This window comes from Nocardia sp. NPDC004415 (assembly GCF_053602435.1).
This window is the reverse complement of record NZ_JBSGDP010000001.1, coordinates 219,128-231,709: the sequence shown is the minus strand read 5'-3', so window position 1 is coordinate 231,709 and position 12,582 is coordinate 219,128. Positions and strand designations below refer to the sequence as shown.

Below are 12,582 nucleotides of genomic sequence, written 5' to 3'. Positions count from 1 at the left end.
GCGGCCGACTCGCACGCTTTCAGTGATCCGGTGTTCGAAAAAGAAGCCTGGCTGTCGACCGTGATGCTCGAATGGGGCTCGTGCGGTCAGGTGGCCACCGGCGCACCCGCCGCTCAGAACCGGTCTTCGTCGGCGTCGCGCTCGTCCTCGTGCACCGCGCCGATGACGTCGGGCGTGGATTCCCCGAGCGGGCCGGTGAGATCGTCGTTGCCGGTGCGGCTCTGGTAGGCCTGCACGGTGCGCCCGTGCTCGTCGTCGTTGCCGCCGCGCTGGCCACCCGCGCCCGCACCGCTACCGCCGCCCATGAAGTTGGAGCCGCCGGTGCTCGCCGCGGTGGTGTTGCCCAGACCGGTACCCAGGCCGGTGTTCATCATCCGGCCCGTCGTGCCCGGTACCGCGGCACCCGGCACACCGGCCGACTTCGGGGTCCCCGAGCTCGGCGTGCCGCCGGTGCTGCCACCCGCGCCACCGCCGCCGCCACCACGGGCCACGCCCAGCGCGCCCAGCGACGAACCCGGGCTGCCGGTGGAACCACCGGTGCCGAGACCCGACGGGGTGGTGCCCGGCGTCGTGGTGGTGCCGGGCGTGGTGGTGGTCGCCGCGGTGGTGGAGTCGTCGGTGCCGGTGAGGGCTTCCTGCGCCTGCGTGAGCAGCGGTTCGCCGATGTTCTCCGACACCGCCGAGAGCGCTTCCTCCGGCGAGGGCAGCCCGCTCTGCGCGGCGAGCTGCTGCACCGCACCGCTGAGTTCGGCGGTGTGCCCGGCCAATTGACCGCGGGTCACGTTCACCACGGTGACCGCCTCACCCAGGTGCTCGGTGGCCAGGCCGATGAGCGTGGCCTGGGTGGGCGGCAGCATGATCGTCGGCGCGAGCGCGGCGGCCTGCGCGGCGAAGGTGGTGGCGATGGAGGTCAGCTGCGTGTTGCCCGACTGCACGACCGCGGCGGCCTGCTGGGTGATCGCGGCGATGTCGATGCCGCGCTGGCTGGTCTCCTCGCCCTCGGTCTGCGCCTGCTGGCTGGCCGTGGTCGCGGCGTCGGAGGACTGGCCCTCCCACAGCTGCTGGACGGTCTTCACCCCGCCCTGCGCCACGCTCATGGCCTGCTCGATGATCGCCGAGGAGCTGCTCAGGATCGAGGTGGGGTCGATCGAGCCGAAAACCCCCGAGCCGAAGCTGCTCAGCAGCGACAGCAACGGCTCGAACAGCGACTCGACGCCGGGCAGCTCGGGCAGCGACAGCCCGCTCAGCAGCGCGGCGACCGGGTCGTCGCTCTGCGTGGTGGTGGCCGCCGAGGTGTTGCCCGCGCTGGTGGTGCCGCCCGCGGTGGTGCCCGCCAGCGCGCTCTTGGCCTGGTCGAACACGGTCTGCGCGTTGGCCAGGACCGGCGCGACGAGCGCGTCGATCGAGGTCTGCGCGTCACCGAAGGCGGTAGCGGCGTCGTCGGCCACGCCGGAGAGGATGTCCTGGGCGTCCACCGAACCGTCGCCGAGCCCGGACAGGCCCGGCAGGCCCGCGGTGGGCAGGGTGCCCGAGGTCTGGGCGTCGTCGGTGATCTTCTGGGCCAGGGTGAAGATCGGCTCGTCGACGTCGTCGGGCAGCTGCATCAGCGGCACGTCGAGGATGGCTTGGCTCGCGTAGTCGGCCGGGGCCGCGGCCAGCGCGGTCTCGGTGGCCGCGTCGGCGGCGGCCAAAGCGGCATCGGGAGTGATGACGCCCGCGTCGGCGCTCAGCGGCTTCATGCGCCGCCGCCGATCCCGGCGGTCTGGCGCGCGAGGTCGGCCGCGCGCGAGAGGTCCTCGGTCTCGAAGGTCACCGAGGTCTTGAAGGCGGCGTCCGAGAGCGAGCTGAACTTGGCGGACAGATCGTTGATGTCCTTGGCCTGCAGCGTCTGCGCGACCGCGAACATCGCCAGGTAGTCGGCGCCGATCAGGCCGAACACCGGCGTCATCGCGGCGACGTTGCCCGCCGCGTCGGTGATGCCGGCCGAGGCGACATTCGCGGCCACCACGGAATTGGTCGCGGCGAAGGCCGTGACAGCATCGGTTTCGACCGAGAGATCGGTCATGCGAAATCCCCCCAACTCGTCGTGAAAGTTCTTCTCCGGGTAGCGCGGTCGGTGGCCACGGAACTCCCGACGCGGCACCCCGACAGCGCAGTGCACCGAATATAGCCGAACACCCCGACGCGTTTCGACCCGTCCCGCCGCCGATCTGCCCGATCCCCTCGTAAAACTAGAACCTGTTCTATATCCTCGGGCGCATGAAGGTCGCAGTGACCGGCGCAGCCGGCTACCTCGGTACCAACCTGATCCCGCAGCTCGTCGAGCTCGGCCACGACGTCGTGGCCATCGACCGCGCCGCACCGACCACCACCGATCCGGCCGTCACCTGGGTCGAGGGCGATGTGCTCGACCCGGCGTCGATGCGCACGGCGCTGGCCGACGCCGAGGTGGTGTACCACCTGGTCGCGTTGATCACCCTCGCCGAGAAGAACGACCTGGCCTGGCGGGTCAACACCGAGGGCGTGCGCGTGACGGCCGAGGCCGCGCTCGAGGTCGGCGCGCGCCGATTCGTGCACACCAGCTCCATCCACGCCTTCGACCAGTACCGCGCGGGCGGGCACATCGACGAGACCACCGTCCGTTCGGCCGATCCGGACCTGCCGGTCTACGACCGCTCCAAGTGGGCGGGCGAGCAGGCGCTGCGCCCGGTGATCGAGCGCGGCCTGGACGCGGTGATCGTCAACCCGACCGGCGTCTACGGCCCGGTCGACCACCCCGAACGCCTCTCCCGACTCAACCGCACCGTCCTGGAGGCCGTGCGCGGGCGGATGCCGGTGATGATCGGCGGCGGTTTCGACCTGGTCGACGTGCGCGATGTCGCCAAGGGCCTGATCCTGGCGGGCGAGAAGGGCCGCACCGGCGAGAACTACCTGCTCGGCGGCGAGCTCACCATGCTCATCGACCTGTGCCGGATGGCCGCGGCGCACACCGGCGCCAAGGGCCCGCGCTTCGCCATCCCGGCCAGGGCGCTGGGCGCGATCCTGCCGGTGGTGGAGCCGATCAGCAAGCGGCTGGGTTCCGACATCCTGTCCAAGGCGGCCCTGGGCGCGGTGATCGCCGCGCCGCGCGTGGACCACGGCAAGGCCGAACGCGAGCTCGGCTACCAGCCGCGCCCGGTCCGCGAGACCGTGGCCGACCTGGTCGATTTCCTGCGGGCCCCGCGCGCCGCTTGACAGCAGCTCGAACGCATGTTCGACTCGTGGGGTGCGGTGGCAGAGTCAGACCCTCGACGCCGAGGACGGCGCCCTGCCCGGGCTCACCCGGGCCGGACTGGTCCGCACCGTCCGCACCCCCGAGTTCGACGGCATCACCTTCCACGAGGTGCTCTGCAAGAGCGCGCTGAACAAGATGCCGGAGAGCTCGGCGCTGCCGTTCCGCTGGACGATCAATCCGATGCGCGGGTGCTCGCACGCCTGCCGGTACTGCTTCGCGCGCGGCAGCCACGAGTATCTCGGCCTGGACGCCGGGCGGGATTTCGATTCCGAGATCGTGGTGAAGACCAATGTCGCCGCGGTGCTGCGGCGTGAGCTGGGCCGCCGGTCCTGGCAGCGCGAGGCGGTGGCGCTGGGGACCAACACCGATCCGTATCAGCGTGCCGAGGGCCGGTATCGGCTGATGCCCGGCATCATTCGCGCGCTCACCGAGGCCCGCACCCCGTTCTCGATCCTCACCAAGGGCCCGCTGCTGCGCCGCGATCTGCCGCTGCTGGTCGAGGCGGCCCGGCAGGTGGAGGTCAGTGTGGCGGTCTCGATCGCCATTCTCGATCCGGACCTGCACCACAGTCTCGAGCCCGGCACCCCCGAACCACGCGCCCGCCTGGAACTGGTGCGCGCGCTGGCCGAGGCGGGCTTCACCGTGCACGTCATGGCGGCGCCGATCATCCCGTGCCTCACCGACAGCCGCGCCCATCTGCACGCCCTCGTCGCCGCCATCGCCGAGGCGGGCGCCACCAGCGCGACCGCCTTCCCGATGCATCTGCGCGGTCCCACCCGCGACTGGTTCCTGAGCTGGCTGGGCACCGAGCATCCCGCCCTGATGCGCCGCTATCGGCAGCTCTACGCGCGCGGCGGCACCGTCGCGCCCACCTACCGCACCTGGCTGCGCGAACGCGTCGATCCGCTGCTCACCGAGTACGGACTGCACCGGCCGCAGGGGCCGACCACGCCCCCGGTCCGGTCACTGCCCGCACCGGCCGATCAGCTCGCACTGTTCGGCTGAGCGACCGGCAGCGCGCGCGCTCAGGACAGCTGGGCGACCTCGGTGTCGGTGAGCACCACCGGCGAGACCGCGTCCTTGGCCCGCACCAGCTGCACGCCGCGATACAGCGGCCGTTCGCCGAGCCCCGCGTCCCTGGCCTCCGCGCGCAACTGCTCCACCAGCACCGCCGACACCGAGACCGCGGCGGCCAGCTCGCTGGCCGACAGCGCGTCGGCGAGCTTGCGCAGGCCCAGCAGGTGCAGTTCGCGTCCGCTGCCCGCGTCGGTGTACATCGCCAGCGGAACCAGCTGGGTCTCGGCGCCGACGGTCACCTTCAGCACGATGCGGCTCAGCCGCCCGGGGAACACCAGCAGGTGCACGCCGGTCGCGTCGGCCAGATCGATGCGGTGCTCGCCGAGCAGGCGGCGGGCCCGGATCTCGGTGCCGTTCAACCACATCCGCCTGCGGCCGAAGGCCACCACGTAGCCGAGGGTCGGCACCGAGACGACCAGCCCCAGCACGATCGCGTACGGCCAGTCCAGCCAGATCGCCGAGACCAGCGCCACCACGGCACCGAACCCGAGCGCGCCCAGTGCGAGCCTGCGCAGCATCGGCGCGAACACCTCGGGCGCCACCAGGTCGATGCCGACCGGTTCCGCGCGGCCGGAATCCCCGTTCACCCTGTATCCCTCTCCACCGGTCAGCGGCGGGTCCGGTGACGGCGCGGTCAGCCTACCGCGCCGTCCCGCGCCGGATCAGTCCCCGAGCGCGGCGCGCAGCACCGCGACGACGTCGTCCAGCGGCACCGGCCGCTGCTCACCGGTGGCCATCTCCTTGACGCCCACCGTGCCCTCGGCGAGGTCGCGATCACCCAGGACCAGTGTGTATTTCGCGCCGGAGCGGTCGGCGCCCTTCATCGCGCCCTTCATCCCGCGCCCGCCGTAGGCGAGATCCACACTCACGCCCGCGCCGCGCAGCTCGCCGGCCAGGGCCACCATCCGGGCCTTGGCGGCGTCCCCGAGGGCCACGCCGTAGACCTGGCAGCGGGCCGGGTCGGCCGCCGACTTGCCCTCGGCCGCCAGCGCCAGCACCGTCCGGTCCACGCCGATCCCGAAGCCGATGCCCGAGAGCGGCTGCCCGCCGAGCTCGGCCATCAGCCCGTCGTAGCGGCCGCCGCCGCCGATGCCGGACTGCGCGCCCAGCTGGTCGTGGACGAACTCGAAGGTGGTCTTGGTGTAGTAGTCCAGCCCGCGCACCATGCGCGGGTTCACCACATACGGCACGCCGAGCGCGTCGAGGTGGGCGAGGACCTGCTCGAAGTGCGTCTTGGCCGATTCCGAGAGGTGGTCGATCATCAGCGGCGCGTTCGCGGTCAGTTCCCGCACCTCGGGGCGCTTGTCGTCGAGCACGCGCAGCGGGTTGATCCGCGCGCGCCGCTGGGTCTCCTCGTCCAGTGGCAGGCCGAGCAGGAACTCCTGGAGCAGCTCGCGGTACTGCGGGCGGCAGGTCTCGTCACCGAGGGAGGTGATCTCCAGGCGGAACCCGTCCAGGCCCAGGCCGCGGAACCCGGCGTCGGCGATCGCGATGACCTCGGCGTCCAGGGCGGGATCGTCCACGCCGATGGCCTCGATGCCGACCTGCTGGAGCTGGCGGTAGCGACCGGCCTGCGGGCGTTCGTAGCGGAAGAACGGACCGGCGTAACACAGTTTCAGTGGCAGCTGGCCGCTCTTGTCCAGGCCGTGCTGGATGACCGCGCGCATGACACCCGCGGTGCCCTCGGGACGCAGCGTGAAGCTCTCACCGTTGCGGTCGGCGAAGGTCCACATCTCCTTGCTGACCACGTCGGTCGACTCACCGACACCCCGCGCGAACAGGGCGGTCTGTTCGAAAACCGGCAGCTCGATGTGGCCGTACCCGGCGAGTCGGGCGGCGTGGATGAGCCCGTCGCGCACGGCGACGAACTCGGCCGAGCCGGGCGGCACGTAATCCGGGACCCCCTTCGGGGCGGTGAAGCTGCTGGTCTTGGTCACGATCATCCAGTTTTCCCCACGGGCGCCCCTCGCGTCCAACCGGTTACCCTCTAGACGAAATCGACGACACGGGAGGAACGCGGTAGTGCCGAGTAACGAACAGCGACGGGCGGCGGCCAAGCGCAAGCTGGAGCGCCAGCTGGCCCGGCGGGCCGAGCAGGAGAAGAAGCGCAAGCGCCTGATGATCGCGGGCTCGGCCCTGGGTGTCGTCGTGGTCGCCGCCGCGGCGGTGGGCGTGTACTTCCTCACCAAGGGCGGCGACGAGGACGCCACGGCCGCCGAGTCGTCGTCGGCGGTGCCGACCACGCAGTTCGTCAACACCCCGCTCGACATCCCCGGCCCGCCGCCCGCCGCGGCCAAGCCCGCCACGGTGGACTGCTCCTACCCGGCCGACACCGAGCCGCCCGCCAAGCCGGTCACCGCGCCCGCGGTCACCTCGGTGGCCACCGACGGTCCCGAGGTGAAGGTCTCGATCGACTCCACCCAGGGTCCGATCGGCCTGTCGCTCAACAGCGCGCAGGCCCCGTGCACGGTCAACTCCCTGGTGAGCCTGGCCCAGCAGGGCTATTTCGACAAGACCAGCTGCCACCGCATCGTGGCCACCCCCGGCTTCGGCATCCTGCAGTGCGGTGACCCGACGGCCACCGGCCGCGGCGGGCCCGGCTACAGCTTCGACAACGAGTACCCGACCGACCTGTTCGGGCCCACCGACCCGGCGCTGAGCCAGCCGGTGAACTACCAGCGCGGCCTGGTCGCCATGGCCAACGCGGGCACCTCGCCGGAGGGCAAGGGCACCAACGGCAGCCAGTTCTTCCTGGTCTTCGGCGACACCCAGCTACCGCCGAACTACACCATCTTCGGCACCATCGACGAGCCCGGTCTGGCGACGCTGGACAAGGTCGCCGGGGGTGGCGTGGAAGGTGGCGCCGAGGACGGGGCGCCCGCCATCCCGATCTCGTTCAACTCCGTGAAGGTCGGCTGAGACCCACCGGAGTCCGGTAACGGGCCGGTCACCCTCGCGGTGACCGGCCCGTTGCCGATTCGCCGACCTCGACACGGACGCCACACCTCCGCTCGTGTCCTCACCGGGGTAGTCTCAGATGTCCACTTCCACAGCAGCATCGGGGAGCAGTCATGGCGGAACTCGACGACATCGGCAGCGAAACAGCGTCCATGATGCGCACGATGCTGCAGATGGCCACCCTGGTCGCCCTGAAGTCGCGCGAACACGGCCAGAAAGAGGCCGAGTCCCGCGCCAAGGCGGTCGAGGCCAAGATCAAGGAAGCCAAGGAACTCCAGTTGCGCGAGGCGCGCGATCTCAAGGCCAAGGACCCGCGCAACATGGAACTCGAGCACATGATGTCGGTGGGCAACAAGGCGACCCAGCAGCGCGGGCTCAGCCTGGAGAAGGACCCGTCCTCACCGTTCGCCGCCACCAGTGTCGTCGCGGCCAACCCGCCGCAGCTCGGTTACGACACCGTCGAGCGCCGCGCCGCGATCGCCGCGCATCTGGAGCGCGCAGGCGTGGCCCCGGAGCTGAGCCAGGTGCGCATGCTGGTCGAGATGGGCCACGGCATCTCGCCCGACGAGGCCATTCGCATGCAGGATTCGGCGGTCAGGAACATCCCGGCGCGCGCCCGTGGCCTCGAGCGAAGCATCGAACGCGGCATCGAACGCGGACGCTGATCTCGGCGGCGGTCTGTCCGGCTCCGCCGCCGAGATCGAGTCCCGCTCAGGCGGGGTGGATGTGCCCCTTGTCCCACAGCCCGTTCTCGGGCTCGGTCCACTGGTCCACCGCGGGCGACTTGAGCGGCAAGGACGACAGCATCTCTTTGTGCCCGTTGCGCACACTGCAGTACTTGAACGGACCGCGCGGATCGAACAGCTTGGTCATATGGGGATCGGCGTGTTCGAGGAACCACACACTGATGCCGGGCCCGCCCTTCATACGGTAGTGCTCCCAGGCCTGCCACAGTGCGTCCAGACGTACAGCCGCCTCGGGGTGGCGCCACCACTCGGGGCACCACACCGTATCGCTGATGTCGGTGACCTGACGCCGGTAGAGCTGACTCAGATATTCTCCGACGAACTCGGTCACCCCGGCGTAGACGATGTCCTGCTTGTCCGCACCCGGAATCTCGTTGCTCACAGCGGTTTGACCTCCTCGATGTCACCGATCTCGTCCGGCGGAATGGGTTTCGCCAGCATCCCCGACGGCTGGCCGATCACGTCCTCGATGCGGGTCTTGCGGGTGGGATCGTTGTCCTCGATCGAGCGGCGGACCGCGGCGTCGTACTCCGATTCCCACCACGGCACCGTGCGCACCAGCACCGCGGGCTGACCCGAGGTGAACACCACCGCGCGGCCGCGGGGCAGGGTCGCCAGGCCCTGGGCGGTGAAGGTCACCGAGGAACTCAGCGAGCGCGAGTAGCTCTTGCTGTTGCCCGACTGCGACATCGACTGCGAGATCGAGTCGTATTCGCCGATCGCCTCGGAACGGTCCCGCAGGAACGCCATGTCGTCGATGCCGCTGCCGAGGACCTTGATGTTGGCCGCCGACCACAGCGCGCTCATGCCCGCCTCACCCCAGCAGCGCGCGCCCTGGGCCCACGACTGCAGCACCGTCATCACCACGATGCCGCGCGAACCGAAGTGGCTGTACTGCTTAGGCAGATCCTTCCAGCGCACCACGTTGGCGGCCTCGTCGAGGACCGCGAGCAGCGGCACCGGCAACCGCCCGCCGGAGGAACGCGAGGCCTTGCGCATGGCCACGTCGATGACCGCCTCGGTCAGCGCGCTGACCAGCGGCGCCGCCGATCCACGACCCTCGAGCGACAGGCAGTACAGGGTCCCGTTGCGCTCGATGAACTCGAGCTCGTCGAACTGGTAGCGGTCGCTGTTGCCGCGGGTGATCCATGGATGCACGTTCGACAGCTGCAGGCAGCGGATCATCTTCTTGGCGGTGCCGAAGATGCCGCTCTTGGTGCGCTGTTCGGCGTTGTACTGCATGGCCAGGCCCGCGGCGGTGAAGTCGTGCCCGGCGCCGCGCAGCAGCTCGATCGGCTCGGAGTTCTGCGAGTCGGTGACCCACTCCCAGACCTGGGTGATCGGCTTGCCCGCGATGGCGGCGGCCAGGAACAGCCCGGCCAGCAGGTCCTCGGCCTCCGGGTCGAAGAAGCTGTCGGACTTGTCGCCCTCGCCGCGTTCGGCGTCGGCGAAGTGCCCGGCCAGCCGGGCCGCGCGCATCTCACAGCCCTCCTGCCGGTGGTCGACCCAGGCCAGCGGGTCCCAATACCACTTGGCGCGTTCGCCTGCCACGCCCTGCGGGTCGAAGACGAAGGTGCGGCTGTCGCGGTCCTCGCGCACATTGCGGGTGGCGTCGACGACGTCGCGCTTGTTCGAGGTGGTGATCACCGGGCCGATCGCGGACAGGATCGCCGGGATCACCCGCGAGGTGGACTTGCCCTGACGTGGACCCCAGATGTCGAGGTGCAGGTCTTCGTAGGAGCCGTAGAGCGGCGAGCCGTCGGCCACCGCCACCCCGATCGGCACGCCGGGCGCGTCACCGGGACGCAACCGCACGCCGAGCTGGGCCGCCTTCTCCCGCACGCCCGCCTCGGTGATCGAGGCGATCGCGCTGCCGACGCCCATGTAGTCGGCCTTGTCGTCGATCGCCAGCCTGCCGACGACGGCCCGCTTCCTGAGCCGGTTGCGGATCACGTAGTACGCCACGATCGTGGCGATCACCAGTAACACGATCACCGTCGAGGCGCGTGGCCAGTGCAGTTTGCCGCGGGCCAGATCGGCCACCACGGCGATCGGGTTGATCGGGATGTTCTGCGGCACCACCGCCATCGCGTTGCCCAGGTGCAGCGCGACGGCGAGGGTGATCAGTGTCGCAAAGCCGACCACGATCAGGATCAGCGTCGTATCGGGTCCGACCGCGGCCGGATCCGTCACCTTCTTCTTCGCCACGTGTGCCTCCCTGTGGACCTTGTCGGATGCTCGGTTGTGCCGGCTAGCGGAACGCGTCAAGGCGCCAGCCCTGCGGCGTCTGCACGACGGTCGCGATGACCGTGCTCGGCGGCAGGGCCTCGGTGCGCCCGTCCGGGTAGACGACGGTCTGCTCGACGCCGATCTTGTACTGCGCCACCGCCGGATCCGCGCTCGCCGGTGGTTTCTCGCCCGAGGCGAAGGTGAACGCCTCCACATGCGCTTTCGCCTTCGCCCACTCCGCCCACTGCAGCGACGGTTTCGGCGTGTCGGCCACTCCGGTCGAACTGTCCAGCATACGGATCATGCTGGGCCCCAGCCATTTCCGCGCGCGCTGCACCGAGGAACCCGGCTGTTCGGTGGTCGGGTACCAGGTGTAGATCTCGCGCAACGCCACCACCGCGACCCCGTCGGCGGTGGTCGGATCGGTCGCCGCGCCCGCCTCCAGCAACCGGGTGGTCGGGGTGACCTGGTCCGGGCGCGCGGAGCCGGAGTCACCGCCGCAGGCGGCGACCGTCGTGAGGACCGCCACGAGCATCACCGCCGGGATCGTGCGGATTCGTGTTCTCTCCCACCAGGTTATCCCCGGTGTCCGACACGATGTGGTCACAACACCCTCCTCGCCCGCGCGTCGCCCGGCACCGCCACCTCGACGACGCCACCGCCGCCCCGGGTGCTCGCCGCGGGCCGCGCCTGGATCATCCGGCCGTTACCCGCGTAGATACCCACCTGCGCCGGACCCTGCCGCCCGAAGTCGCTGAACACCAGATCGCCCGCGGCGATCTTGGCGATCGGCACCTCGTATCCGGCCTCCCACTGCTGTTCGGCGGTGCGCGGCAAGGTGACCGCGCCCGAGGACGCCGCGAACACCGCCGCCGCCGTCAGGCCGGGCCCGTCGAACCCGCCGCCGCTGGGACCCTGCGCGCCGCCACCACCCCACACATACGGCGTGCCGAGCCAGTCGTGCGCGGCCTCGACGATCTGCGCGCCGCCACCGCCCTGCTCCGGGGTGAACCGGCCCTGCGCGCCGGGCGCGCGGTACTGCGGTTCCATCGACAGGATGTTGGTGACATACGGCCTGGTCTCCGAATAGTGCGCCGCCACCTGATTGGGCATGCCGCCGGAGGCCAGCACCGCGCCCTCACCGGCGTTGTAGCCGGCCAGCGTGAGCGCGGCGAGGTCACCGGAGACCTTGCCGGCGGCCATCCAGCCCGCGATCTTGTGCGCGATGGCGCACATGTAGCGGGCCTGGCCGATGATCGCGTCGCCGTCGTCCCACACGCTGGCGCGGCCGTTGCCGTCGGCGTCGATGACATACGGTTTGCCGTCGTCGGGATTGATGCTCACCGCCGTCCCGGGCAGGAACTGGGCCAGGCCCTGCGCGCCGGCCGGCGAGGTGAGCCCGCGCCGGAATCCGGACTCCTGCTTGGCCTGCGCGGCCAGCAACGAGGAGGAGATCTCCGGGCAGACGGTGCCCGCGCGGCGATACCAGATCTCCAGGTCGGCGGGCACCTTGCCGTCGGCGAGCAGGCCACCGGCGCTGCCGAAGCCGCGCACACAGTTCGGGTCGCTGGAGAAGGCCCGCGCGCCACCGACATCCGGGGTGGGCGCGCCGTCGAGCCACGGCATCGGGTCGATCTGGCGGCCACCGGTGAAGCGGCCACCGGGCACGATCTCGAAATGCAGGTGCGGGCCACTGGATTCGCCGGCCGAGCCGACCATCCCGATCGGCTGGCCGGCGGTGACGGTGTCGCCGGTGCGCACCCGCACGCCGCGATCCCACATGTGGCCGTAGACCGCGGAGTAGGCGCGACCGTTGGTGTCCACGGAGTCCACCACGATCCAGTTGCCGAATCCCGACGCGGGACCGGCGGCGACGACCTTGCCGTCGGAGACCGAGTAGATCGTGGTGCCGTCGGCGGCGGCCATGTCGATGCCCTTGTGATCGCCACCGCGCGAACCGAACACGTCGGAGATGGTGAAGGTGCCCACCTCGAGCGGCAGGGTCCGGCGCAGCGGCCCGACTCCGGCGGCCAGTGAGGGCGTGCCGGTCACCGCCGGATTCGAGCTCGGCGACGCGGTGCTCGTCGCGGCGGCGCGGGGGTCGCCGGGATAGTCACCGCCCAGCTGGGGCAGAGTCGCGGCCGAGGACCCCACCAGGATGTCGCCGGTCTCGCAGGTCTCGTCGGAGGAGGGCAGCACGATCACCAGCACCAGGGTGACCAGTCCGAGAACCGCGCCGAGGGCAGACATCACGATCGTGCGCGGGCTCATCGGGCGCCCCCTGCCGTGCCGCGCCGG

At 70.8% G+C, this 12,582-nt stretch carries 12 protein-coding genes and 1 pseudogene; 5 read left to right on the top strand and 8 right to left on the bottom strand.

The window, feature by feature from the left end; all coding sequences use genetic code 11:
• Positions 1–108: pseudogene (locus ACWEMY_RS01145) on the top strand (acetyltransferase); the annotation flags it as partial.
• Positions 109–113: 5 nt separating this feature from the next.
• On the opposite strand, the gene ACWEMY_RS01140 reads toward ACWEMY_RS01145, so the two are convergent.
• Positions 114–1,739, bottom strand: a complete 1,626-nt coding sequence (locus ACWEMY_RS01140) for a hypothetical protein (protein WP_452388349.1) — start codon at positions 1,737–1,739, stop codon at positions 114–116.
• Entirely contained in the window at positions 1,736–2,065 is a 330-nt protein-coding gene (locus tag ACWEMY_RS01135; RefSeq protein ID WP_278264208.1) for a type VII secretion target, read from the bottom strand. The genes ACWEMY_RS01140 and ACWEMY_RS01135 overlap by 4 nt, the downstream gene beginning before the upstream one ends.
• A 194-nt stretch (positions 2,066–2,259) precedes the next feature.
• On the opposite strand from ACWEMY_RS01135, the gene ACWEMY_RS01130 reads away from it, so the two are divergent.
• Together ACWEMY_RS01130 and ACWEMY_RS01125 are read left to right on the top strand one after the other, a co-directional pair.
• Positions 2,260–3,234, top strand: coding sequence for an NAD-dependent epimerase/dehydratase family protein (locus ACWEMY_RS01130; protein ID WP_452388348.1), 975 nt, complete (start codon positions 2,260–2,262; stop codon positions 3,232–3,234).
• 31 nt (positions 3,235–3,265) lie between these two features.
• A complete protein-coding gene (locus tag ACWEMY_RS01125) occupies positions 3,266–4,279 on the top strand; it encodes an Rv2578c family radical SAM protein (protein ID WP_452388347.1) in 1,014 nt (337 codons plus the stop codon).
• 20 nt (positions 4,280–4,299) lie between these two features.
• On the opposite strand, the gene ACWEMY_RS01120 is transcribed toward ACWEMY_RS01125, so the two are convergent.
• Together ACWEMY_RS01120 and hisS are read right to left on the bottom strand one after the other, a co-directional pair.
• Positions 4,300–4,938 carry a hypothetical protein gene (locus tag ACWEMY_RS01120; protein WP_452388346.1) on the bottom strand — a complete coding sequence of 213 codons (639 nt, stop codon included), beginning with the start codon at positions 4,936–4,938 and terminating at the stop codon, positions 4,300–4,302.
• A gap of 75 nt (positions 4,939–5,013) precedes the next feature.
• Positions 5,014–6,288 carry a histidine--tRNA ligase gene (hisS, locus tag ACWEMY_RS01115; protein WP_452388358.1) on the bottom strand — a complete coding sequence of 425 codons (1,275 nt, stop codon included), beginning with the start codon at positions 6,286–6,288 and terminating at the stop codon, positions 5,014–5,016.
• An 85-nt stretch (positions 6,289–6,373) separates the two neighbouring features.
• Here hisS and ACWEMY_RS01110 point away from each other — a divergent pair, with 85 nt between their 5' ends.
• Both ACWEMY_RS01110 and ACWEMY_RS01105 read left to right on the top strand, forming a co-directional pair.
• A complete protein-coding gene (locus tag ACWEMY_RS01110) occupies positions 6,374–7,270 on the top strand; it encodes a peptidylprolyl isomerase (protein ID WP_375928820.1) in 897 nt (298 codons plus the stop codon).
• Positions 7,271–7,422: 152 nt separating this feature from the next.
• Positions 7,423–7,974, top strand: coding sequence for a hypothetical protein (locus ACWEMY_RS01105; RefSeq protein WP_452388345.1), 552 nt, complete (start codon positions 7,423–7,425; stop codon positions 7,972–7,974).
• A gap of 46 nt (positions 7,975–8,020) precedes the next feature.
• Here the strand turns inward: ACWEMY_RS01105 and ACWEMY_RS01100 are convergent, their stop codons facing one another.
• The 4 genes from ACWEMY_RS01100 to ACWEMY_RS01085 form a co-directional block, all read right to left on the bottom strand.
• Positions 8,021–8,437, bottom strand: a complete 417-nt coding sequence (locus ACWEMY_RS01100) for a DUF4913 domain-containing protein (protein ID WP_452388344.1) — start codon at positions 8,435–8,437, stop codon at positions 8,021–8,023.
• Complete coding sequence (locus tag ACWEMY_RS01095; RefSeq protein ID WP_452388343.1) at positions 8,434–10,263, bottom strand: type IV secretory system conjugative DNA transfer family protein; 1,830 nt, start codon at positions 10,261–10,263, stop codon at positions 8,434–8,436. Before ACWEMY_RS01095 ends, ACWEMY_RS01100 begins: the two co-directional genes overlap by 4 nt.
• A gap of 43 nt (positions 10,264–10,306) precedes the next feature.
• Positions 10,307–10,819 (bottom strand): hypothetical protein, encoded by a 513-nt coding sequence (locus ACWEMY_RS01090; RefSeq protein WP_375935264.1) that lies wholly within the window; start codon positions 10,817–10,819, stop codon positions 10,307–10,309.
• Positions 10,820–10,887: 68 nt separating this feature from the next.
• Positions 10,888–12,555: a peptidoglycan DD-metalloendopeptidase family protein gene (locus ACWEMY_RS01085; protein WP_452388342.1), complete on the bottom strand. Its 1,668-nt coding sequence runs from the start codon at positions 12,553–12,555 to the stop codon at positions 10,888–10,890.
• Positions 12,556–12,582 lie beyond the last annotated feature (27 nt).

Bases quoted from the DNA above. Each gene is read 5' to 3' on its own strand.
- ACWEMY_RS01090 (WP_375935264.1), bottom strand. From the start codon at position 10,819: ATGCTCGTGGCGGTCCTCACGACGGTCGCCGCCTGCGGCGGTGACTCC.
- ACWEMY_RS01135 (WP_278264208.1), bottom strand. From the start codon at position 2,065: ATGACCGATCTCTCGGTCGAAACCGATGCTGTCACGGCCTTCGCCGCG.
- ACWEMY_RS01105 (WP_452388345.1), top strand. From the start codon at position 7,423: ATGGCGGAACTCGACGACATCGGCAGCGAAACAGCGTCCATGATGCGC.
- ACWEMY_RS01140 (WP_452388349.1), bottom strand. From the start codon at position 1,739: ATGAAGCCGCTGAGCGCCGACGCGGGCGTCATCACTCCCGATGCCGCT.
- ACWEMY_RS01130 (WP_452388348.1), top strand. From the start codon at position 2,260: ATGAAGGTCGCAGTGACCGGCGCAGCCGGCTACCTCGGTACCAACCTG.
- ACWEMY_RS01085 (WP_452388342.1), bottom strand. From the start codon at position 12,555: ATGAGCCCGCGCACGATCGTGATGTCTGCCCTCGGCGCGGTTCTCGGA.